General features: G+C 73.2%; 19 protein-coding genes. 8 read left to right on the top strand and 11 right to left on the bottom strand.

The features are described from left to right. The first annotated feature begins 173 nt into the window (after positions 1 to 173). Complete coding sequence (locus tag ACFY8O_RS13430; protein WP_145805185.1) at positions 174 to 773, top strand: class F sortase; 600 nt, start codon at positions 174 to 176, stop codon at positions 771 to 773. Here ACFY8O_RS13430 and ACFY8O_RS13425 read toward each other — a convergent pair. Next, positions 748 to 1,917, bottom strand: coding sequence for a PP2C family protein-serine/threonine phosphatase (locus ACFY8O_RS13425; protein WP_387901498.1), 1,170 nt, complete (start codon positions 1,915 to 1,917; stop codon positions 748 to 750). The genes ACFY8O_RS13430 and ACFY8O_RS13425 overlap by 26 nt on opposite strands. Before the next feature lie 444 nt (positions 1,918 to 2,361). Between ACFY8O_RS13425 and ACFY8O_RS13420 the strand changes: the two genes are divergently transcribed. Next, on the top strand, positions 2,362 to 3,900 hold the full coding sequence (locus ACFY8O_RS13420) for a glycoside hydrolase family 43 protein (RefSeq protein WP_387901496.1): 1,539 nt from the start codon (positions 2,362 to 2,364) through the stop codon (positions 3,898 to 3,900). Positions 3,901 to 3,958: 58 nt separating this feature from the next. Here the strand turns inward: ACFY8O_RS13420 and ACFY8O_RS13415 are convergent, their stop codons facing one another. Next, positions 3,959 to 4,300: a GNAT family N-acetyltransferase gene (locus tag ACFY8O_RS13415; protein ID WP_387901494.1), complete on the bottom strand. Its 342-nt coding sequence runs from the start codon at positions 4,298 to 4,300 to the stop codon at positions 3,959 to 3,961. After that, positions 4,297 to 5,226 (bottom strand): pirin family protein, encoded by a 930-nt coding sequence (locus ACFY8O_RS13410; RefSeq protein ID WP_387901492.1) that lies wholly within the window; start codon positions 5,224 to 5,226, stop codon positions 4,297 to 4,299. Before ACFY8O_RS13410 ends, ACFY8O_RS13415 begins: the two co-directional genes overlap by 4 nt. Positions 5,227 to 5,349: 123 nt before the next feature. Here ACFY8O_RS13410 and ACFY8O_RS13405 point away from each other — a divergent pair, with 123 nt between their 5' ends. The 5 genes from ACFY8O_RS13405 to ACFY8O_RS13385 all read left to right on the top strand — a co-directional run bounded on the left by ACFY8O_RS13405 (position 5,350) and on the right by ACFY8O_RS13385 (position 10,141). Beyond that, positions 5,350 to 5,841 (top strand): carboxymuconolactone decarboxylase family protein, encoded by a 492-nt coding sequence (locus ACFY8O_RS13405; protein ID WP_387901490.1) that lies wholly within the window; start codon positions 5,350 to 5,352, stop codon positions 5,839 to 5,841. Between the two features lie 61 nt (positions 5,842 to 5,902). Then, entirely contained in the window at positions 5,903 to 6,442 is a 540-nt protein-coding gene (locus ACFY8O_RS13400) for a hypothetical protein (RefSeq protein ID WP_387901488.1), read from the top strand. Between the two features lie 179 nt (positions 6,443 to 6,621). Further along, on the top strand, positions 6,622 to 8,154 hold the full coding sequence (crtI, locus tag ACFY8O_RS13395) for a phytoene desaturase family protein (protein WP_387901486.1): 1,533 nt from the start codon (positions 6,622 to 6,624) through the stop codon (positions 8,152 to 8,154). Then, the gene (locus ACFY8O_RS13390) at positions 8,151 to 9,143 is read left to right on the top strand and encodes a phytoene/squalene synthase family protein (protein ID WP_387901485.1); all 993 of its coding nucleotides are present in this window, start codon (positions 8,151 to 8,153) and stop codon (positions 9,141 to 9,143) included. Before crtI ends, ACFY8O_RS13390 begins: the two co-directional genes overlap by 4 nt. Continuing rightward, the gene (locus ACFY8O_RS13385) at positions 9,140 to 10,141 is read left to right on the top strand and encodes a DUF5914 domain-containing protein (RefSeq protein WP_387901482.1); all 1,002 of its coding nucleotides are present in this window, start codon (positions 9,140 to 9,142) and stop codon (positions 10,139 to 10,141) included. The genes ACFY8O_RS13390 and ACFY8O_RS13385 overlap by 4 nt, the downstream gene beginning before the upstream one ends. Before the next feature lie 35 nt (positions 10,142 to 10,176). On the opposite strand, the gene ACFY8O_RS13380 is transcribed toward ACFY8O_RS13385, so the two are convergent. From ACFY8O_RS13380 to ACFY8O_RS13360, 5 genes are all read right to left on the bottom strand, one after another. Beyond that, positions 10,177 to 11,736, bottom strand: coding sequence for an FAD-dependent oxidoreductase (locus tag ACFY8O_RS13380; protein ID WP_387901480.1), 1,560 nt, complete (start codon positions 11,734 to 11,736; stop codon positions 10,177 to 10,179). Continuing rightward, a complete protein-coding gene (locus tag ACFY8O_RS13375; RefSeq protein WP_387901477.1) occupies positions 11,736 to 12,443 on the bottom strand; it encodes a class I SAM-dependent methyltransferase in 708 nt (235 codons plus the stop codon). The genes ACFY8O_RS13380 and ACFY8O_RS13375 overlap by 1 nt, the downstream gene beginning before the upstream one ends. Next, positions 12,440 to 13,627: a lycopene cyclase family protein gene (locus ACFY8O_RS13370; RefSeq protein ID WP_387901475.1), complete on the bottom strand. Its 1,188-nt coding sequence runs from the start codon at positions 13,625 to 13,627 to the stop codon at positions 12,440 to 12,442. The genes ACFY8O_RS13375 and ACFY8O_RS13370 overlap by 4 nt, the downstream gene beginning before the upstream one ends. A 38-nt stretch (positions 13,628 to 13,665) precedes the next feature. Further along, a complete protein-coding gene (locus ACFY8O_RS13365) occupies positions 13,666 to 14,931 on the bottom strand; it encodes an NAD(P)/FAD-dependent oxidoreductase (RefSeq protein ID WP_387901472.1) in 1,266 nt (421 codons plus the stop codon). Positions 14,932 to 15,170: 239 nt separating this feature from the next. Beyond that, positions 15,171 to 16,751 (bottom strand): alpha/beta hydrolase, encoded by a 1,581-nt coding sequence (locus tag ACFY8O_RS13360; RefSeq protein ID WP_387901469.1) that lies wholly within the window; start codon positions 16,749 to 16,751, stop codon positions 15,171 to 15,173. A gap of 91 nt (positions 16,752 to 16,842) precedes the next feature. Here ACFY8O_RS13360 and ACFY8O_RS13355 point away from each other — a divergent pair, with 91 nt between their 5' ends. After that, positions 16,843 to 17,802, top strand: a complete 960-nt coding sequence (locus tag ACFY8O_RS13355; protein ID WP_145805157.1) for a MerR family transcriptional regulator — start codon at positions 16,843 to 16,845, stop codon at positions 17,800 to 17,802. Between the two features lie 75 nt (positions 17,803 to 17,877). Here ACFY8O_RS13355 and ACFY8O_RS13350 read toward each other — a convergent pair whose 3' ends face one another. The 3 genes from ACFY8O_RS13350 to ACFY8O_RS13340 form a co-directional block, all read right to left on the bottom strand. Continuing rightward, complete coding sequence (locus tag ACFY8O_RS13350; protein ID WP_387901467.1) at positions 17,878 to 19,311, bottom strand: serine/threonine-protein kinase; 1,434 nt, start codon at positions 19,309 to 19,311, stop codon at positions 17,878 to 17,880. Between the two features lie 268 nt (positions 19,312 to 19,579). Further along, on the bottom strand, positions 19,580 to 20,071 hold the full coding sequence (locus ACFY8O_RS13345) for a hypothetical protein (protein WP_387901464.1): 492 nt from the start codon (positions 20,069 to 20,071) through the stop codon (positions 19,580 to 19,582). After that, on the bottom strand, positions 20,068 to 22,554 hold the full coding sequence (locus ACFY8O_RS13340; RefSeq protein ID WP_387901460.1) for a molybdopterin oxidoreductase family protein: 2,487 nt from the start codon (positions 22,552 to 22,554) through the stop codon (positions 20,068 to 20,070). The genes ACFY8O_RS13345 and ACFY8O_RS13340 overlap by 4 nt, the downstream gene beginning before the upstream one ends. Positions 22,555 to 22,611: the final 57 nt, after the last annotated feature.

The raw sequence follows: 22,611 nt of genomic DNA, 5'->3' as shown, positions 1-22,611 counted from the left end.
GGGCCCGGGGGGGGGGGGGGGGGGGGCGGGGGGGGGGGGGCGTTGGGGGGGGGGGGGGGGGGGGCGGGGGGGGCCCCGGCGGGGGGGGGGCCCCCCCCCCCGCGGGGGGGGCCCCCCCCCCCACCCCCGTTCCCCCTCCTCCCGCTCTCACTCATCACCGCACCGGAGTACTCATGTCCCTCACCCCGAACCCGTTCCGGCGGGCGGCCGTGGCCCTCACGGCGGCCGGACTGCTGCTGGCCCCCCTGGCGGGCTGCGGCGCGGCCGACGCCCCGGCGCCCTCCGCCGGTGCCGCCTCGCACACGCCCCGGGCGGCCGGGACCCCCAAGGCGCCGGCTCCGGCCCGGCTGACGGTCCCGTCACTCGGGATAGACAGTGCGCTGATGCGGCTCGGACTCAACGAGGACGGCACCGTCGAGGTCCCGCCGGCCGAGAAGGGCATGACGGCGGGGTGGTACGCGGGCGGAGCCGTTCCGGGGGAACAGGGCGCGGCCGTGCTCATCGGTCACAACGACACCCGTTTCGGCAAGGCCGTCTTCCACGACCTCCACTCGATCGCCGAGGGCGCCGACATCGTGGTGGCCGACGGTACGGGCGAGGAGTCGCACTTCACGGTCACCGGCACGGAGACCGTCAGCAAGAAGACGTTCCCCACCGAAAAGGTCTACGGGGCGACCGGCGAGCACGTGCTCCGGCTGGTCACCTGTGACGGCGCGTTCGACGCGGACGGCCACCCCGTGGACAACCTCATCGTCTACGCGACGCTTCGCTGACCTGATCCTGCTCCACACGGGTGACGGCGACCAGGGCCAGGTCGTCGGTCAGGACCCCGTCCGTGTGGACGTGCGCCGCCCGGGCGAGCCTCTCCACCACCGCCGGAGGACCGTGCCGCCACACCTGGCACAGATCCTCGTCCGGCGTGTAGAAGCGTCCTTCGACGTCACGGGCCTCGAGAAGGCCGTCCGTGCACAGCAGGAGCAGATGCCCCGGGCCGAAGGGGCGGGCCTCGTCCGCCCACGGACCGGTGTCGAGCTCGCCGAGACCCAGCGGCAGCCCGGGGTCCTCGGGTTCCCAGACCTGGAGGGATTCCTCGCTCACCAGGAAGGCAGGGCAGTGGCCGCGGTTGATGAGGCGCACCTCCCTCCCGTCGGCCGGGATCTGTGCGATCGCCGCCGTGGTGAACTGCTCGCTCTGGGAGGGTTCCTCACCGCTCACCACGGCTATCTCCCGGACATGCCGCGCCACCGCCGCGTCGAGGTGGCGGGCCAGCTCCGGCAGCGTCGGGGTGTGGTGGGCGGCCTCGCGGAAGCTGCCCACCAGCGCGGCGACACCGGGCAGGGAGTTCAGCCCCTTCCCCCGCACGTCACCGATCAGCAGCCGCACCCCGAACGGTGTGTGCTCCGCCGCGTAGAGATCGCCTCCGACCGCGGCGGCGGCCGAGGCGGCTTCGTACCGTACGGCGATCCAGGTGTTCCCCCACCAGGCCCGCACGGGCGGGAGCACGGCGCGCTGGGCGCTCTCCGCCACCCGCCTGGCCCCCTGCAACCTCTGTCGCAGGGTCTGCCTCAGACGGCACAGGGGCACGGACGCCCAGGCCAGCACCAGCATGGCGGCGTAGTCGATCACCGCGTGACCGGGTCCGGACGACAGATGGCTCCAGAAGAGGAGGAGCAGCCCGGCCACGCTGTTGAGGAGGGCCACGCCGACCACCGCCCGCTGGGAGTAGACGCAGGCCGCGAGCATGGAGCTGAGGATCAGGAACACGTCCCCGCTGAAGGGCCCCGGCGTGGGCAGATCGACGGCGAGCGCCAGCGCCACCAGCGCGAACGGCGCGAACCGCGTCCACGTGGGCAGCAGGTCGCTCTCACTCTGCGGCGCGTGCGTCGTCAGTCCGGTCGTCGTGCGGTACGGGCTCACGGCACCGCCTCCCAGGGGTACGCCAGGCAGGCCGCCGCCCGGGCAGGCTCTGCGTCCTCCATCCGACCTTGGAGCCGACCGGCCCGATCCGCACTCCGGCACGGGGGGAGCACCGCCCGAAGGGGGCACCCCTCCGCGAGCGTGTACGCGCACGGTCGCGCCCGCCGAGGAGAGGTGAACACGGTAGGTACGTGCCGCGGGAGGGGGCCGGTGGGCTCGGCAGGAGCGACGAAGAGATCGAAGCGCTTCGACAGAGACGTGAGCACCCACAGCCCGCGTCACACGCGCCGCTTTACTTCTCGCACGCCTGTTGACAGCCCAGGGAGCGGGTGCGATCTTCGAAGCGCTTCAATGAACTGGCCGTGGGGGCCCGCGTACGCCTGACGGCCCGTCCGGAGTGGGCGCCCGTCCGGACGCGTGACCTCGACCCACCTGAGGACGGACATGGCGTTCTTCGACAATCCCGTGATACCCGGATTCAGTCCGGATCCGAGCATCTGCCGCGTGGGCGACGACTACTACGTGGCGACGTCCAGCTTCGAGTACGTCCCCGGCGTGCCGCTCTGGCACAGCCGCGACCTCGTGCACTGGCGGCTGATCGGGCACGCCCTGGACCGGCCCTCGCAGCTCGAACTGCCCGACACGGCCCCCTCCTCGTGCGGGGTGTACGCGCCCACGCTGCGGTTCCACGACGGACGGTTCTGGATGATCACGACCGTGGTCGCCGGGGCGGACACCTTCCTGGTGACCGCGAAGGACCCGGCCGGCCCCTGGTCGGAGCCCGTGCCCGTCGGAATCCCCGGGATCGACCCCGACCTGGCCTGGGACGACGAGGGGAACTGCTGGTGCGTGTACTCGAACGACGGCATCCGCGCGGTGCGTATCGAGCCGGACACCGGTGAGCTCCTGAGCGAGCCGGTCGCGATGTGGTCGGGCACCGGGCTGAAGTACCCGGAGGGCCCGCACCTGTACCGGATCGGCGACTGGTGGTACCTGCTGCTCTCGGAGGGCGGCACGGAGAGCGGCCACGCCATGTCGGTGGCCCGTGCCCGCACCCTTCCGGGTCCCTTCGAGCCGCACCCGGACAACCCCGTGCTCTCGCACCGCAGTACGAAGCACCCGGTGCAGAACACCGGTCACGGCGATCTGGTGGAGGCGCAGGACGGCACCTGGTGGATGGTGCTGCTGGGCACGAGGCCTCGCGGTGACACCCCGGGGTTCCACGGCATGGGCAGGGAGACGTTCCTGGTGCCGGTCCGCTGGGAGGACGAGTGGCCGCTCCCCGGACCGCTGGAACTCCGGGCGCAGGCACCGGCCCTCCCCGCGCACCCCTGGCCGGACGAGCCGTACCGCGACGACTTCGACGCGCCCTCCCTGGCCCCCTGCTGGGTCTCCACGCGACGCCGCGACCCCGGTGACGTACGCCTCGGTGAGCGGCCGGGACACCTGGTGCTGCACGCCCGTGCGGCCGGTCTGGACCGGCCCGGCGCGGTCTTCGTAGGCCGGCGCCAGCGCGATGCCGACTGCAGCGCGCGGGCACGCGTCGAGGCGGCCGGGGGTGATCGGGGCGGGATCGCGGTACGTCTGGACGAGGCGCACCACTACCAGGTGGAGGCGGTCGACGGGACGGTGCGCGTGGTGGCCAGGATCGGCCCGCTGTGCCAGACCGTGGCCGAGCGCACGCTGCCGCCGGGCCCCTCGACGCTTCGGATCGACATCACCACCACCGGCGTGCTGCCGCCCACCCTCACGAAGCGCCCGGAGGACCCCGAGGCCGAGCTGCGCTCCGGTCTCCGCATCGGTGGACCCGACATGCTCCGCCTCGGTCACGAGACCGAGGACGGGCGTTTCGAGGTCCTCGCCGAGCTCGACGGCCGCTACCTCACCACCGAGGTCGCGGGCGGTTTCACGGGGCGGGTCATCGGGATGTACGCGACCCAGGGTGCTCCCGCCTTCGACTGGTTCGAGCTGAGGCCCGCCTGAGGGCCGTCCGCCACGGCCCGGTCAGCCCGTGGGCGCGGACCGGGCCGTGGCGGGAGGTTCAGCGCGCCAGTGCGGCTTCGAGCCACTCGAGGAGCTCCGGCGTGACCGGGTCCGTGATGTCGGCGAACTCCTCGTGCTTCTTCAGGAACTTGGCCACGTAGGGGCAGACGGGCACGATCCGCTTCCCGGACGCCCGCACATGGTCCAGGGCTTCCTGCACGAGTACGGAGGCGAGGCCCTGGCCGGCGAAGGCGTCGTCGATCTCGGTGTGGAAGAAGACGCGCTGCTCGTCACGGTCCCGGTAGGCGGTGAGCCCGGCTCTCACGTCACCGACGCGGATCTCGTAGCGGTGCCTCGCGTCCACGTTCTCGACGGTCGGGGCGGGGGCGGGCGGAGTCATCGGGTGCCTTTCGGGTGCGTCGGATTGCCACGCGGTGCGATGGTGGCGTTCGGGAGGGAAGGGGCGGGGATCCGTTCGCCGGGGTAGCCGTCGACATGGCCGAACCGCTCGGACGCGGCCTCCCAGTCCTGGCGGGCCCGGACGATGTCCTCGTGGCTGCGGCCCACGAAATTCCACCACATGACGATCTGTTCCTCGAACGGGGTTCCGCCCACGAGCACGGCTCGGGCGGGGGAGTCCGTCTCGTTGGTCAGCGTCACCGTGGCGTGCCCGGGGGCGAGGTAGCCCAGCTCGGCGGGGCGCAGGAGGGTTCCGCCCATGCGGACCTCTCCCTGGTCGATCAGGAGGCCGTGCTCGAAGGTGATGTCCGTCCCGAGCGTCGTGCTCGCGCGCGGCCCGAGGACGATCTCCGCTCCGAGCAGCGGCGTGAAGGTGGGGACGGGCGAGGTCTCGCCGGCCAGTGAGCCCAGGAAGACCCTGAGGACCGCTCCGTCCCGGTGGACGGGGCCCGGCACGTGGTGCCGGAAGTCGCGGCCGGTGTTCCGGTGCTCCTCGGGGAGTGCCACCCACAGCTGGACGCCGTGCAGGATCGTGGTGTGAGGGGTGGAGACCTCCGTGTGGCTGATCCCGTGGCCCCCTGTCATGAGGTTCAGCTCACCGGGGCGCACGAAGGCGTGACTGCCCAGGCTGTCGCGGTGCTCGATCTCCCCGCTGAAGAGCCAGCTGACCGTCTGGAGTCCCGTGTGCGGATGGGGAGCCACGTCCATCCCGCCCGTCGTGGCCACATCGTCGGGACCGTAGTGGTCGATGAAGCACCAGGCCCCGATGAACGTACGCGCCCGCTGCGGCAGGGTGCGCCGCACCGTCATGGCTCTCGGCCCGCCGAGGGGCACCTCTCGCGCCGAAAGCACCTCGGCACCGCTCATCGTGAGCACCCCGGCTCGCAAAGAGTGATTTCATGTTCAACAATCATGCTTGATGATAAGCCGTCCGCCGTCCAGGCGCACGGGTGGACTCGGGGCGGCACGCCCCGGTGAGGAGAACTCAGGGTGAACGGTACGGACGCGGTCCACGGGGACAAGAGGGTCTACATCGACAAGCAGAGCCCCCAGGCCTATCGGGCGCTGGCGGCGACCGCCGAGGCCGCGCGCACGGTCGCCGCGGAGGCGGGCCTTGACCGCACCCTGGTGGAACTCGTCAACCTCCGGGTGTCGCAGATCAACGGCTGCGCGTACTGCCTGGACGTGCACACCAGGGCCGCCTTGCGCGAGGGGGAGACGACCCGGCGCCTGGGGGTACTCGCCGCATGGCGTGACACCGAGCTGTTCACGGACCAGGAGCGGGCGGCCCTCGCCCTCGCCGAGGCGACGACGAGCCCCGCCGACGCCCCCCTTCAGGAGGACGCCTACGCCCTGGCGCGCCGCACCCTGTCCGACGCGGAGATCTCCGCGGTGATCTGGGTGGCCGTCACCATCAACGCCTTCAACCGGGTGTCCATCATGAGCAAGCACCCCGTCCGCGGAGGTGTGCCCCGGCAGTGACGCCTGGGGGAGTCGCGTACGCACCCTTCCCCGTCCGGTGCGGAACCACCATCCTGAAGCCGTGACCGAGGACGCGAGAACGGGCGGCTACCACTGGGAGATGTACCGCGGCAGCGGTCCGGAGCGCGGCGACCGGGCGACCGGCGTCCTCCTGACCTTGCTGCACGTCGCCTTCGTCGTCGGGGTCGCCGTGCCCGAGCCGGTGGCCGGGCTGCTCCTCGGGAGCGTCTTCGCGCTCTTCTGGGGGAGCCTGCTCGTCCCCGGGTGGCTCCGCGACCGACGGTCCGTCGTGGCCGTCGACATCAGGCCCGGCATCCCCACGCTGCTGGTGCTGCGCAGGCGCTCCGGTGCGAAGGTCACCCTGCCCCTGGACACCTTGACGGAGCTGAGGCCCCTCACCGTCGGGCACCGGTCCGCGGACAGCAGCGGGAACGACGTCCTGGACCTGCGCTTCGGCCGGAAGGCGTACCGCACCCGGGCCGCCTTCAACCCGCCGCCGAACGACGTACGGCTGCTGGAGGAGGCGCTCGCGGAGGCGTGCCCCCAGGTGCGCGTCCACCCCAAGGAGGACCGTACGACCTGGGTGTCGGACCACGGCTGAGCCGGCCGGCGGACCGGCGGTCCCGGCCACCCTCCGCGCCTTCTTACCCGCCGAACGGGTGAACTCCGCCCCCACCGCGCCGTGCGCCCGGCAGGGATGCGGCATCCGTGTAGCGGTCGCGTCTGGAATACCGGTGGACGCGGTCACGGGTACCGCGACCGCGCGGAACGGGAGGACGTATGAGAACCGTGTCCGGACCCACGGACCACGTGGTGGTGGTCGGCGCCGGTCTGTCCGGTCTCGCCGCGGCCCTCCACCTGCTCGGCGCCGGCCGCAGCGTGACCGTCGTCGAACGGGACGCCGCCCCCGGCGGCCGGGCCGGGCGGCTGGACATGGGCGGCTACCGGGTGGACACCGGGCCCACCGTGCTGACCATGCCTCACCTCGCCGACGATGCCTTCGCCGCCGTGGGGGACAGCCTCCACCGGCGGGTGGAGCTGGTACCGCTCCACCCCGCCTACCGGGCACGCTTCGCGGACGGCAGCCACGTGGACGTCCACACCGAGGGCGATGCCATGGAGGCCGAGGTCAGACGCTTCGCGGGGCCCGCGGAGGCCGAGGGGTACCGCAGGCTGCGGAACTGGCTGGAGCGGCTCTACCGGGCGCAGATGCGCCGGTTCATCGACACCAACTTCGACTCCCCCTTCCAGCTCCTGCACCCGGACCTGGCCCGGCTGGCGGCCCTCGGCGGCTTCGGACGCCTCGATTCGCAGATCGCCCGCTTCCTCTCGGATCCGCGGCTGCGCCGGGTCTTCTCCTTCCAGGCGCTGTACGCCGGAGTGACGCCCGCCCGCGCCCTGGCCGCCTACGCCGTCATCGCCTACATGGACACGGTCGCGGGCGTGTGGTTCCCCAAGGGCGGCATGCACGCCCTGCCCAGGGCGATGGCGGACGCGGCGGCCGGCGCGGGAGGCCGGTTCCGGTGGTCGGCGGAGGTCAGCGGTCTGGAGCAGTCCGCCGGGAGGGTACGGGCCGTCAGGCTGGCGTCCGGCGAGCGGATCCCCTGCGACGCGGTCGTCCTCACCCCGGACCTGCCCGTCGTGCACCGGCTCCTGGGCCGGGCACCACGGCGCCCCGTACGCCTGCGGCACTCGCCGTCGGCCGTGATCCTGCACGCCGGGACGGACCGGACCTGGCCGGAACTGGCGCACCACACGATCTCCTTCGGCGGCGCCTGGGAACGCACCTTCGACGAACTCACCCGCACCGGACAGGTGATGAGCGACCCCTCGCTCCTCATCACCAGGCCCACGACGCACGACCCGTCGCTCGCACCGGAGGGGAAGCACCTGCACTACGTCCTCGCACCGTGCCCCAACACCACGACCGGCCCGGCGGCGACCACCTGGCGCGACCTCGGCCCCCGCTACCGTGACAGCCTCCTCGCCGAACTGGAGAACAGAGGGCTGCACGGCTTCGAGGAGTCCATCGACAGCGAACTCCTGGTCACGCCCGTGGACTGGACGGCGCAGGGACACGCGGCCGGCACCCCCTTCTCCCTCTCGCACACCTTTGCCCAGACAGGGCCGTTCCGGCCGCGCAACCTCGTACGCGGCCTCGACAACGTCGTCCTCGCCGGGTGCGGGACGACCCCCGGGGTCGGTGTGCCGACCGTGCTCGTGAGCGGCAAGCTCGCCGCTGCCCGCATCGCGGGCTCCCGGCGCGTCACGGGTGCGCCGCGCCGCCCCGTCATGGAAGGGCAGAACCGATGAACCGCCGTGAACTGGACGCCGCCGGGATCACCTGCCCCTCGCTGCGCGCCGCCTACACCCGCTGCCGCCGGCTCAACGCCCTGCACGGGCGGACGTACTTCCTGGCGACCCGCCTCCTGCCGCTGGAACGCCGCTGCGCGGTCCACGCGCTGTACGGCTTCGCCCGGTGGGCCGACGACATCGTGGACGACCTGGACCGAAGGCAGCCGCCCGCGGAGCGCGACCGTCTGCTGCGCCTGCTGGAGAGCGACCTCGCGCACGGGCTGCGCACCGGAGGCGGTGACGAACCCGTGGTGCGGGCCGTCGCGGACACCGCCCAGCGCCATGCCATCGACCACGGGCTGTTCGCCGACTTCCTCGCGTCCATGCGCAGCGACCTGAGCGTCACCGACTATCCGACGTACGCGGATCTGCGCGCGTACATGCACGGTTCGGCCGCGGTGATCGGTCTCCAGATGCTGCCGGTGCTCGGCACGGTCGTGGACCGTGAGGAGGCCGCACCGCACGCGGCCGCACTGGGAGTGGCCTTCCAGCTGACGAACTTCCTCCGCGACGTGGGCGAGGACCTGGACCGGGGACGCGTCTACCTGCCCGCCGACCTGCTGGCGGCCCACGGGGTGGAGCGCCCCCTGCTGGAGTGGAGCCGCCGCAGCGGACGGCACGACCCCCGCATCCGCGCCGCACTCGTCGAGGCCGAGGAGATGACCCGCGCCGTGTACCGGGAGGCGGAACCCGGAATCGCCCTGCTGGAACCGCGGGTGCGCCCCTGCATCCGCACGGCGTTCACGCTCTACCAGGGCATTCTCGACGCGATCGCGGGCGACGGCTACGCCGTGCTGCACCGGCGTGCCGTCGTGCCGCGCGGGCGGCGGGCGACCGTCGCCGCGGGCGGAATCGCGCGCATCCTGGCCGCCCGGATGCGCCCGCGTCGGCACCCCGGCCCTCCGGTCTCACACCCGGTCAGCGGGACGGAAGGTGCCCGGCGATGAAGGAGCCGCGGAGCAGATGGACCCCGCCGCTGCGGGTGCGCCGCGCACCCCGCTGGGACCGGCAGGCGGCGACCTGGCGTGAGGCCAGGCCCGCCGTGATCGCCGAGGCGCTGAAGCGGGCGGGAGCACGGCCCTCGGGCAACTGGTACGTCGTCGGGGCCTCCCGGGGGATCGACGCTCGGGACCGGCCCTGCGGCCGTACGGTCGCAGGCGTGGAGATCGTCCTGTGGCGGGCCGAGGATGGCACGCTGCGGGCGGGGCCGGGGGAGTGCCCCCACCTGGGCGCCCCGCTGCGCGACAGCCGGGTGGTCTGCGGGACGCTCCTGTGCCACTGGCACGGACTGGCGCTGGAGGGCGGGCCGTTCGCCGGGTGGGAGCCGTATCCGGTGCACGACGACGGCGTGCTGGTGTGGGTACGGCTCGACGCGGTGGGGGGCGAGCCTCCGCTCGGGCGTCCCGTCGTGCCCGCGCGGCCGGCGCCCGGTGGCGCGGTCGACGCGGTGTACACCGCGGTGGGCCGGTGCGAACCCGAGGACGTGGTCGCGAACCGGCTGGACCCCTGGCACGGATCCTGGTTCCACCCCTACGCGTTCGTGGGGCTGAAGGTGGCCGGCACCCCGGAGGACGGCGGCGAGGACGCGTTCGCCGTCGACGTCTCGTTCAAGGTCGCGGGCCGCCTGGTGGTGCCCGTGCGGGCGGTGTTCACCGTGCCCGAGCCCCGTACGGTCGTCATGCACATCACGGACGGTGAGGGCGTCGGCTCCGTCGTGGAGACCCACGCCACGCCCCTCACCGCCCCGGGCACCACACACCCCCGGACGGCCGTCGTCGAGGCGGTCGTCGCCGCCTCGGACCGGCGTGGCTTCGCCCTGGCCCGAGCCGTCGCGCCCGTCCTGCGGCCTCTGATGCGCCGGACGGCGGGCCGGCTCTGGCGTGACGACCTGGCCTACGCCGAACGCCGCTGGTCCCTCCGCAGCACAGGACGCTTCCCTGGGTGAGGCCGCCCGCACGGCCCTGAGGCCCGACAGCAGCCTCAGGGCCGTGCGGCCCGCGTCGCGAGGGCGCTCAGGAGCCTGGAGCGGCCGGAGCGGGGGACGGTCCAGAGCACCTGCCCCCGGACACCCCAGCCGGTGAGCAGCTGATTGGCGGCAAGGAAGCCGGACGTCGCCGCGCGTTCCATCAGCGCGACGGGCAGGCCGGTGCGGACGTGGTCGCCCGCCAGGACGACGCGCCGGTGAGGGGTACGCACGGCCGGGCGGCGCCGGTAACCGCCCGCGGAGAAGACGGGGCAGTCCGCACGCCACTCGTGGACGGCGTCGACGACCCGGGCGTCGGAGGTCTCGGGATAGACCTCGTGCAACTGGCCGACGATCCGCCGCTGGACCTCCTTGCGCTCGGCGCCCTCGTCCACGGCGTACGCGTGGAGTTCGACGACACTGCCCCCCGTCCTCGCGGCCCAGCGGGCCGCTTCGCCCTCCCAGCGGTCGAGCACGCTGACGTTGTCGAGACCCTCGTACCCGCTCGTGCCCAGGAACCCCGCGCGGTCCTCGCGCACCGGCCGGTCGAGCCACAGCCTGGAGACGAGGAACGGGGGAGCGGTCCGCAGTGCCGCGATGTCCTCGCGCCAGGCCGCGTCCCCCAACTGCGGTGAGGCGCCAACGACATGGCGCAGCCCTGGTGTGTCGAGGGCGAGCACCACGGCTTGGTGCCGGTCGGCCGTCCCCTCGCACTCCACGACCAGGTCCCCTTCCGGCAGCGTCCGGACGCGGTGCACCGGCGTGCCGGTGCGCACCTCGGCACCGAGTCCCCGCAGATAGCCGGCGAGCGGTTCCCAGAGCGCCTGCGGGAACGGTTCGCGCGGCACGTCGAAGAGGAGGCCCTCCGACGACCCCAGGAAGTAGATGTGGAACATCACCATCAGTTCGGCCGCGGACAGCTCGCGCGGATCGGCGAAGAAGCTGCGCGAGAACACCTCGAAGGCCAGATGCCGCGCCGCCCGCGGGAAGTTGATCCGGTCCAGGAAGTCCTCCGCGCTGATGCCGTCGAACCGCTCGTACACCTCCGGCACGCGTACGTCCAGCAGCGGAAGCGCGGCCCGTGGCTCCATCGCGGCGAGGTCCCGCCACCCGAACGCCGGGCTCAGCGCGACGAATCCGAGCGCACTCCACGGCGGGGTCCTCGGCACCTGCGCGAAGCTGTCCGCCAGGCCGTCGCGGTGCCGCAACGGATAGTCCGGCAGCGGAACGAGCGAGGTGAGGCCGGGGTCCGTACGGCGCAACAGCCCCCGCAGGTTGTAGTACTGACGGAAGAAGGCGTGGAATCCACGGCTCATGGTCGCCCGGGACCCGTCGGCCAGACGGACCGGCCACCCGGCCAGGCGGCCCCCGAGACCCTCCTCCCGTTCGTACAGGGTCACGCGCACGCCCCGCTCGGCGAGCGCGGTCGCCGCCGCCAGACCGGCGATGCCCCCGCCCACGACCGCCGTGGAGGGAACGTCACCGGTCAGGCGCGCGCGTCCCGGCGCCGGCAGGAGGACCTGGGCCCGCCGGTCGCGTCCGTGGCGGCCAGCACCGCAGCGCCCGCTGCTGCTCATCAGGCCTCCGTCCGGGCGAGGAAGGTGTGGACGATCCCGGTCTGCCAGCCGGCGACGGGCACGGTGCGCACGAACGGGAACCCGGCCCGGGAGAGCCGCCCCGCGAACTCGGGAGCGGTGTCGAACGCCAGGACGCTGCGCCACAGGTGGAGGTACAGCCCCCGGTCACCCGTCAGGGAGCCCGCCGGGACGATGACGCCCCGGCACACGGAGCTCCACACCGCCCGGTGCACGGGGGAGCCGCTCAGGCTGTACTCGTGGACCAGCAGCCGGCCCCCCGGCCGCAGGAGACCGCGCACCGATCCGAGGACCGAGTCCGGGTCGCTGACGTTGCGGAAGAGATAGGCGGCGAAGACGGCGTCGTACGGTCCTTCGCCCTCGGCCGCGAGTTCCTCGGCGGACCGGTGCAGGAAACGGACACCGGGCGGCCATCGCTTGGCCCGGGCCCGCTCCAGCATGCCACCGGAGGCGTCGACGGCCGTGATCCGGGCGTACGGCAGGGCCCGCGCCAGCGCCCGCGTCGACGCCCCCGTACCGCAGCCGAGGTCGAGCACCCGCAGGCCCCGCCCGCCGCGCGGCAGCCGCAGGCGCAGCGCCGACCGGCGCAGGCCGGTGTGATAGCCGGGATTCAAGGCGGTGAGCCGGTCGTAGGCGTGCGACGCGTGATCGAAGGCGTGCGCCAGGTCATGGTCCCGCAGCAGGGTCATCGAGGGTTCTCTCCGGGTCGGCCGGCGGACCGGCGGGCGAGGAACGGCAGTTCGGCCGCGGTGCGGAGCATGGGTCCCACAGGCGTACGCAGCCCGATCCCCAGCTCCTCCCACGGTGTGCTCCCGCCGTCGAGGAAGCGCAGCAGCCGCTCCATGGGCACGCGGCGGAACAGTTCGGTGAAGAAGCGCGGGCCGTCCACGCGCCCGGTGTCCAGCGCCCGGAGCATGACCGCGTCCATGGCCAGGGCCCGGCGGCCGTGCGGCGGTGGCACCTCGGGGCGGCCCCGGCGCACGGCGGCGGCGATGGCGCGGCTCTGGCGCTGCACGGCCGCGAAGGTGTAGCCGGTCGCCGGGCGGGTGGCGCCCCCCGCGGTGCCGATGCGGAACGTGGCGGGCCCGGTCCGGCGTGCGAAGCGGGCATCGGTCATCGGGATCACGCCCTGCTCGGCGGAGTCCACGGCCAGCGGACCGAGCCGCAGCACCTCGGTGGTGTAGTGGCGCAGGGCCGAGTCGTACGCCGCCGTGGTCAGCGGGGTCCTGGAGAACTCCGTGTACTCCACCAGTGCGCGGTCCGGTGCGAGCGGCAGGACGTATCCGAAGGCGAGGCCGTGGCGCGGTTGCGGAACCCGGAAGTCCATCAGCTCCGCCACGCCGGGGTCGAAGCGGGCCGCGGCGGTGCGCACGAACCAGCCGCGGAAGTGCTGGAGCAGCAGAGTGCGGTGCGGCGGCGTGCCACGGACGGGACGGGAGTCGAAGACGTACCGGCCGCGCAGGGTGAGCTGCCGGCCCTCGGCCGTCGTGCAGCGCACCTCGCCGCCGTACGCCGTGTCGCGCACCGCGTGGGCGGTGGCCCGCAGGATCCGGGCGCCCGGAACGGCCGCCAGCCGGGCGTGGACCAGCCGCTCGAAGGGTTCCGACCGCACCATGCGGTACCGCAGCGGTGCGGGCTCCGACTCGACCACGCGGCCGTCGGCCCCGCGCACCCGCAGGCGCCGCCAGGACGCCACGACGGCCTCCTCGAACTCGCCGGGGCCTTCCTCCCAGTAGCACCAGGTGCGCTCCGCCGGGCGCAGCGGTCCCTCGGGTGCCTCGACCAGCGTGACGCCGGTCGTCCCGGTGCTGGTCAGCCAGTGAGCCAGACAGAGTCCGGCCGCGCCGCCTCCCACCACCACGGCGTCGTCCACCCGCCGTCCCCCGGCACACGTCCACTCGGCGCCGCCCTTCACGTCCGGGTGGATCCCGCCGCGCGGTCGGCCAGCACCTCGCGTGCGGCACGGCTCCCCGAGGCCAGCGCACCCTGCACGGAGCCCGTGGCCCGGTGGTCCCCGCAGACGTAACGGCCGGCGGCCCCGGCCCGTGTCGTACGGCTCAGCGGCCAGGGCGGGCGCATGGCGGGCAGGGCACCCTCCACGGTGCAGGTGGCCACCGACTCCCAGCCGCTCGTGTCGGTGTCGTACAGCTCCGCCAGCCGCGCGCGGACCGTCGCCTCGCCCCCGGGAGGACCGGCGCCCAGCACGGAGGTCGAGACCAGGGCCGTCCCCGGCGGGGCGTAGCTCGGGGAGACCTCGGTCAGGACGCAGCTGTTGAGGACGGCGAGGCCGCTGTCGACGACCAGCGTCGGCTCGGTCAGCGGTGACCGCTCCGCCGCGTGGTAGTACGTCGTGACCGTGCGGCTGTCCGGAACCGGCAGGCCGGGCAGCAGCCGCGCGGCCGTGACGGCGTCCGTGGCCACGACCACGGAGGCCGCCGGCCGCTCAACGCCGTCCGCCAGGAGCACCCCGTCGTCCGTGACCTCGGCGACGGCGGAACCGAGCCGCAGAGTTCCCTCGGGCAGCCGCTCCGCGAGCTGGGCGGGCACCGCTCCGATGCCCCGTTCGGGCAGACAGAGGGTGCCGCGCGCCATGCTGCGCCAGACGAGGTGGAAGAAGCGTGCCGAGGTCTCCAGCCCTTCCTCCAGGAAGACCCCGGACAGGAAGGGCCGCATGATGTCCTCGATCGCCCGCGGGGAGAGCCCGGCGCGGACGAGGGCCTCCGACGCCGTACGGTCGGGCATCCGCCCCAGGCGCCGCGCGGGAAGCAGGACGTCCCGGGCGGTGAGTGCGGCGAGCGCGGCGAGGTCCCGGGCGGGGAGCACGCGGCCGGGCAGCAGGTGCGCCGCGTCCCCCGGCCGCCGGGTGGGGTCCGTGAGGCGCACCCGCCCCGAGGACGTCCGTGCGACGAGACCGGGGGTGAACGGCCGCAGGCGCAGCTCACGCAGACCGATACGCCGCTTCACCTGCGGATAGGAGGTGTTGAAGACCTGGAAGCCCCGGTCCAGCAGGAATCCGTCCCTGCGGTCCGTGCGCATGCGTCCGCCCACCCCGTCGGACGCCTCCAGCAGTTCGACGCGCAGGCCCGCCTCGCAGAGGTCGAGCGCGCAGGCCAGTCCCGCGAGCCCGGCGCCGACGACGACGGCGTCGGGCGGCGCTGGGTGCTGTCGGTTCGTCATCCGTACCCCTCGGCTTCGTCCCCGCCTCCGACGGCGCGTCCGGCGGGTGGTCAAGCCGACCACGAACAGGACGGCGAAGCCAGCCGCCGCCACGGGCATCCCCTCAACGGGTGACCCGTCCGTACGAAGCCCGCACACCGACCCGGGGGGACGCGCGGTCAGCGGCACGGGCCGCCGGGGCCCTCCTCGCGCGGGGCGCCGCCCCTCTTGGCCGTCAGCCTCCCCGAAACGAAGGGCCCTCAGCTCCCGGGGGTGTCGCGCAGTCCGACGCGTCCCGCACCGGCGGGTCGGGAGCTGCCCGTCAGGTGGTTCAGCACGGTGCGCAGGGCACGGCGCACCGCCTCGCGGGTCTCCTCGGTCGGATCGACGGTCTCGAAGCCGTGGTGGCCGTTGGGCACGTCGACCACCTCCAAACGCGCCCCGGAGCGATCCGCCGCGGCCACGAACTCCTCCACCGTCCCGGCGATCGCAGGCGTCTCCAGCCCGGCCCGGACCAGCACGACGGGCAGGGATCCCGCGCGGGCGACCGCCTCCACGGGCAGGAAGCGACTGTCCGTCCACCCCCAGTTCGCCAGTGGCGCCATGACGGGGTAGCAGGCCGCCAGGCACCGCAGCCAGGGAGGCGGGGTGTCCAGCCACGCGGCGCTGATCAGGCCGCCACCCGAGAAGAACCACAGGACGATCCGGTCCGCGTCCACCCGGGGGTCCGCGCGCACCCGCTCCACCGCGGCGGCCACGTCGGCGGCGGCTCGCGCGTAGTCGGACACGGCGTGCAGACGGTGCTCGACCACCACGCCGACGACGCCCCGCCCCGCCGCCGACCGCGCGTAGCCCGTCAGGGTGGGCCAGTCCCGGGGGCCCGGATGCGCCTCCGGGGGCACCGGCCCGCCATGGACGAACACCACCGCGGGGAGAGGGCCGGGCGCGCCGGGCGGAACGTACAGATCGAGACCGTCCTGCCGGTCCCGGTCGATCTCCGGCAGGTCCAGCGGGAACGGCCGCAGATGCGGGGCCGGGCGGGCCTCGTCGGGGACTGTCAGCCGGTGTCCCTCGCCGGCTGCCGCGCCGAGCAGCACCTCCGTCAGGGCGGCGGGCGCGGACAGCATCGGCCAGTGCCCGGTGGGCAGTTCGAAGAACGTCACCCCGGGGGCGGTCAGCGCCCGCATCGCAGGGGCGCCGAAGTCCACCTGCGTCTGCACCATCGCGAGGGTCGTTCCGCTGCCGGTGCACAGCACCCCGGTGACGGGCACCGCCGCCACCGCTCCGGTCAGCCGCAAGGGCTGCACCAGCGTGCCGAACGGCTGCGGCGACGCGAGTGCGGTGAGCCGGTCCAGCGCCGCGGCCGGGAGCCCGGCCGTGCTGCCCCAGAGGTGCCATTCATCGCGTGCGGGTGGCGGCAGATCCGTACCGTGCGCCGTGTCCGCCCCCGTCGCTCCGGCCGGACGCCCGCCCGGACGTGGGGAGGGCAGGGCGGCCAGGGCGGGGACACCGTCCCTGGGCATCGCCGAATCGAGGTAGACGATCCGGGCGACCCGCTCCGGCCGGCGGTCGGCCGCGCCCAGCACCGGATGGATGCCGTAGTCGTGGCCCACCAGCACGATCTCCCGGCCGCCCGCCTGCCCGGCCGAGTCGATCACCGCGAGGACGTCCGCGATGTGCGTCTCCAGATCGACGGCATCGCCGCTGGGCACCCGCTCCCCACCGAGCCCCGAGAGCGCCACCGCCCGGGCATCGGCGCCCTCTGCGGTCAGCCGGGCGACGGCGTCGTCCCACACGTGCGGGCCGGTGAACAGTCCGGACACCAGAAGGAACACGGTCATGGGCTCTCCTCGACGCGACGGGTGCGAGGACCGCCCCGATCGGCGGCCCTTGTCGCGGGTACCGTAGGAACTCCCCCTGAGGGAGGTTCAAGTGTTCGCGTCGTACGACGGTCTGTGCGGCATCGGTGAACTCGCCGAGCGTGCGGGTGTCAGCGTCAAGACGGTCCGCTTCTACTCGGACAGCGGCCTGCTGCCCGAGGCGTCCCGCAGCGCCGGAGGACACCGCCGGTACGGCCCCGGCTCCCTCGACCGGCTCCGGCTGATCCGATCCCTCCGGGCCATGGACCTGCCGGTCCCGGCGGTCCGCCGCATCCTCGACGAGGAGGACACCGCGGGCCGGGCGGGCGGCGTCCTGGAGGACGCGGTCGCCGGGCAGTTGCGCACCCTGGGCACCCAACTGAGGGCACTGCGCTGGCGGGAGGCGGCCCTCCGCCTGGTGCAGGAGTGCCCGCCGGACGAACGCGCCGACCGCCTGCGGCTGGTCGGTGCGGTGACAGCGCCGCCGAGTACGGCCCCGCTGGCCCGGTTCTGGCGCGCCTGGCTGCCACCCCGGATGCCGGCGCCGGCCGTCACCGCCTTCCTGGACGTCGCGGTTCCGCAGCCGCCCGAGGACCCGGATCCCGCCCAGGTCCTGGCCTTTGCCCGGCTGTACGCCCTCGTGGACCGTCCGTGCACCGGGAGCGAACCGACCCAGCCCCACGCGCACCGGGCGGCCGGAGCCCGCGCGTCGGCCGTTCTCTACGCGGGCCTGGCCGAGGCGTATGCCCTGGCCGCCGACCGGATGCGCGCAGGCAGCCCGCCGCACCAGGGGGAGGCGCTGGACGGGTTCGTGGACGCCTACGCGTCGGCCGGCGGCGCCGCGGACACCCCGGGCTTCCGCCGGGAGCTCGCCCGCCGCCTCGCCGCGGACCCGCGCATCGACCGGTACTGGGAACTGACGGCCGAGGTGATCAGCCCTGCCGACGGGCGGCCGGAGCCCACGCCCGGGTCCGCGCACGACTGGCTGCTGGCCGCTCTGCACTCTCCGTCGGGAAGCGCGCTGCCCGTGTGACGGGTGGATCAGGCCCTCCGCCGCCGTTGAGCCCTGCCGTCCACACCCGACGGGGAGTGAAGGACCTGACGCTCCTCAGCGTCCCCCGAGCCCTGGCGTGGTCTTCTGGTCTCGCCCGTTGCGCTCCGCCGCTCGTGTCTTCTTCGCCTGGCCGGGAGGGCGAGCGGGAGTCCCGGCCACCCGTTCCTCTGCGTCACCTGCCGTGGAGCTGGGCCTGTTGGGTGAGGCCGCGTCCGACCTGTCTGCCGCGTTGTCGGCACTCGTACCCTGGGCGGACTCGGTAGGTGCACCGGGGGTGGGAGTGGGGGTCAGGGGCCGATCTCCGGTAGACGCGCCGTGGCGCAAGGGCGTTGCGTTCCGGGAGGGCGTGAGCGTCACCTGCGGTCCTGTGGGGTCCGGCGGCTGCGTCGTGCGGCTGGGGGCACCGGTGGCCTTGGCTGAGGTGTGCTCGTCATCCGGACCACTGGAGGCGTTGGTGGCGGCGAGCGTGGTCGCCACGACGGCAGTGAATGCGACGACCGTGCCGGCGGTGCGCGTGCGCCTGCGCCCGGACGAGTGTCGCCGACGGCTGTGCGCTCCGCCCAGGGGCGGGTTCGCGTGGGTACGGTCGGCCGTCTCCGGTACGTGCCGGTGGGCCACGACGCTCGTGGTGGGCGTCGACGCCGGGACGGAAAGGGGGGCTGTGTCGGCCACGGCGCTGAGCGTGCGGGCGCAGGCGACGGCGTGTGGCCGGTCCTGTTCGTCCAGGTCGGTCATGCTCCGCAGGAGGTGCTCCAGTCGTGCGGGCAGCCCATCAGGGAGGACAGGGCGACGGTGCAGCCGCGCGATGGCCGCTTCCAGCGGGCCGCCGTCGTATTCGAGCCTGCCCGTCAGGCATTCCAGGAGTACCAGGCCCAGGGCGTAGATGTCCGTGGGCCGGCCGACAGGCTGGCCGAGGACTTGCTCAGGCGACATGTAGGCGGCCGTGCCGGTGAGGGTGCCGGTGGCGGTGTGGGTGGTGGTGTCCACAAGCCGGGAGATGCCGAAGTCGGCCAGGTAGGGACGATCAGCGTCATCGAGGAGGATGTTGGAGGGTTTGATGTCGCGGTGAACGACTCCCGCTTCGTGTGCGTGACCCAGCGCCTGAGCGAGGCCCGCCCCCAGTGCTGCGGTGGCTCCGGGCGAGAGCGGGCCCTTGGCGATGCGCTCCTTCAGCGTGGTGCCCTCGACCAGCTGCATGATCAGGAAGGCGTGGCCACCGTGCTGTCCTGCGTCGAAGGCGGTGATCAGTCCGGGGTGGTTGAGGCGGGCCAGGATCAGTGCTTCGTTGTCCAAGCCCTCCGGTCCGGTACAGCTGGAACCGGACCGGAAAACCTTGACCGCGATCGGCCGCCTCAGCCGCAGATCGAAACCGCGGTGCACATCCGCCGCACCACCCGAGCCGAGAAGGCCGTCCACGCGGTAGCGGCCCCCGAGCACCTGCGCGGAACACCGGCTGCTCGTGCCCTGAGCGTAGTCGCGCAGCCTCATTCCCACTCCCTTGGACTCGGAGGGCCCGCACTCCTGATGAGTCCGAGACGACGTTGCCTCCGCACCCCGGGTACCCACCAGGAGCTGGAGTAGCCACTCCTGCCCGCAGCCGACACCGCGATGCCCACGCGGTGCGCCCCCTGGTCTTCCGGTGCCCGGCAGACGCGTCCGGAGCCGAACGGTCGGCGTGGAGTGGTGGGCAGGCCGGAAGCGGGGGATCCGTTGCCCGCCGTACGCCCGCACTCCAGGATCCACCGGTCGAGGCGGATCACAGACTGCTGAGTACCTGCGGTGAAAGCGTCTTGATCATGGTGTTGGTCCAGCGCATCTGACGCAGGGTTCGGGGGTGGCAGGACGATGCCAGGGAGAGCAGGTCGGGGGCTCCGGAAGCTTGGGCGACCTGGGCGAGCATCTCCCAGTGCAGCGAGTTGTACGCCGCGGCGAGATGCAGGTCGCGGAGGTCGCGGAGGAGGAGCAGTTCGGGTTCGGGCCCGCGGCTCTCCTGTCCGGAGAGCTCGTTCGCAAGGGCCGAGGGCACGCTGTTCCAGGGGTCGCCGTGCGGGCCGTCGAGATCCAGGCCGTGCCGACCGGATGCCTCGGCGAGGCGTCGGACATGCTCGTGCGACCAGGCGGCGACATCGGTGGCGACATGATGGATCTCATGGTCAGCGCGGTGCCGGGCGGCCACGTCCGCGAGTTCCACCGACAGGCGCTGTTCACCACGGTGCAGTGCGAGCAAGGCCAGTTGAACCCCGTTCACCGCTCGCCTCCCGCCGCGTCCCCTGCGGGTTCGGCTTCCTGTGACGCATAGGCGTCCGTGCCGCCGACCGTGGGAGGGACGCCCGTGGCCCCGGCAGGCGCGGACGCGGTGGTGGTAGGGGCGGGCGCCCGCTCTCCGCCGCTCCGCTCGACGAGGGTGAGGGAGGCGGCTGCCGTTTTGAACAGAGGTTGTTTGGACGCGGGGTCCCAGTCGGTGATGGTCGACTCGTTCGCTGCCCTGCCGGGCGTGGTGGCGTCCGGCCCCGAGCCGGACGGCGTGTCCCAGTAGCCGTAATGGAACGGGACGAAGAGCAGTCCCGGCCGGATGCCGGTGACGCGCACTCGGCCTCGCAGGGCGCCACGTGGTGAGCGGACCTCGACCAGGTCGCCCTCGTGGAGCTGGTGCCCTGCTGCGTCCGTCTGGCTCATCTCGACCCAGACCTCCGGTGCCGCATTGTTCAGTTGCGGTGCGCGGCCGGTCTTCGTCCGGGTGTGGAAGTGGTAGAGGGTGCGGCCCGTCGTCAGCTGAAAGGGATACCGCTCATCCGGCGTCTCGTGGGCGGGCAGGTATTCTGCGGCCTTGATCATCGCTTTGCCGTCCGGATTGTGGGCCCGGTAGTCCGTTTCGCTGTCCGCCGCGCCGGTGATGAGGTCCTTGCCGTAGGTCTCACACGTTTCGGGGTGGGCCCAGTTGATGCCATCGGTGTAGAGCCGCTCGGTGCCCCCCGGTGCGGTGCCGTCGACCGGCCATTGGATGCCGCCGACTTCGCGGAGCTTGGCGTAGGTGAGGCCGGTGTAGTCGCAGGGACGGCCGGCACTGCACCGCTTCCATGCCTCGAACGCCGACTCGGGGTCCCGCCAGGAGATCAGAGGGCCGCCGTCCTTGTCCCGGAAGTCCATGCGTGCCGCGTAGTCCAGGAAGATGTCCAGGTCCGGCCTGGCCTCGCCCGGCGGGTCCACGGCCTTGGCGGTCAGATGCACGGTGCGGTCGGCGTTGGTGAACGTTCCGGTCTTCTCGCCCCACGTCGCAGCAGGCAGTACGACATCGGCGAACCGGGCCGTCTCGGTGAGGAACAGGTCCTGCACGACGACGAACAGGGTCTCCTGGGCGAGGATCGAGCGTACGCGTGCGAGTTCGGGCAGGGACACGGCCGGGTTCGTGCCACTGATCCACAGCATGCGGATCGAGCCCTGCTCGGCATAGCGGAACATCTGCATGGCGTGCGTAGGGGGCGCGTAGTGAGGGATCCTGCTCGGCTCCACGTTCCACACCTCGGCGAGGTCTGCGACGTGTGCGTCGTTCTGCCAGTTGCGGAAGCCGGGCAGGTCGCCGTCGGCTCCGCACTCACGGGTGTTCTGGGCGGTGGGCTGCCCGTTCATCTGCAGTACACCGGCGCCCGGCCGCCCCAGCATGCCCCGGATGAGGTGCAGATTGTTGACCTGGACGGCTGAGGCCGTCGCCTGATGGGACTGGTAGAAGCCCTGCAGTACCGTGGAGAGCAGGCGGTCGGCGGTTCCGAGGATCTCGGCCGCCTCGCCGATGAGCGCTGACGGGACGTCGCAGATGCCCGCTGCCCACTGCGGGGTGCAGTCCTTGACGCCGGCTGCGAGTTCGTCGTATCCCACGGTGTTCGAGCGGACGTAGGCGTGATCGACGCGGTCGGTCCGGATGATCTCGTGCAGCAGCGCGTTGAGCAGGGCGAGGTTGGTGCCGACGCGTGGGGCGAGGTGTACGGCGGACTTCCGGGCCACCTGGGTGGGGCGCGGGTCCACGCAGATAAGGCGCGGGGGTTCGGCACCGGCCAGGCGGTCGAGGATCCGCATCCACTGCACGGGCTGGGTCTCGGCAAGGTTGTGGCCGAACAGCGCGATCACATCCGCGTGGTCGATGTCGTCGTAGCTGCCGGGCTGCCCGTCACTCCCGAACGACTCCTTGAGGGCCTCCGCGGCAGTCGAGGTGCACAACCGTGTGTTCCCGTCGAGATGGTTGGTGCCGATGCCCGCCCGGGCCAGTACCGCCAGGGTGTAGTACTCCTCCAGGAACAGCTGGCCAGAGGTGTAGAAGCCCAGCGACCCCGGGCCCCTTTCGTCCAGCAGCTCGTGCGAGCGGGCCACGACCCGGCTCATCGCGGTCTCCCAGTCGCTTTCCACCAGCTGTCCGTTCTCACGGACCAGCGGCCGGGGCAGGCGGTCGGGGGAGGCGTTCGCCTGCCATCCGAAAAGGTCCTTCGGGCCGAGCCTGCCGCGGTTGACCCGGTCGGTGGCCCGTCCCCGTACGCCCACCATGCGACCGTCCAGGACGGCGATGTCCATCGCGTCGCCGTCCGAGTGGAGGATCGAGGCGGCCTGCACCCACTGCTGCACCATGGAGGGCTCCACACCCTCGGCCAGAAAGGTGTCCACCCGGGCCGGCCACCGCCCGTGCCGCCGGTGCGGCACGCGGCTCCCCCACGGATTGCGGATGCGGTCGACCGACGGTTCCACTGTCGCCTCCTGCCGGACCATGTGCTCCGAGTGCGCCGGCGGCCGGGCCCGATGGCC

It is taken from the genome of Streptomyces argenteolus, assembly GCF_042902585.1.
GTDB lineage: Bacteria > Actinomycetota > Actinomycetes > Streptomycetales > Streptomycetaceae > Streptomyces > Streptomyces argenteolus.
The sequence above is the reverse complement of the archived record's forward strand: the minus strand, read 5'-3'. Positions and strand labels throughout refer to the sequence as shown.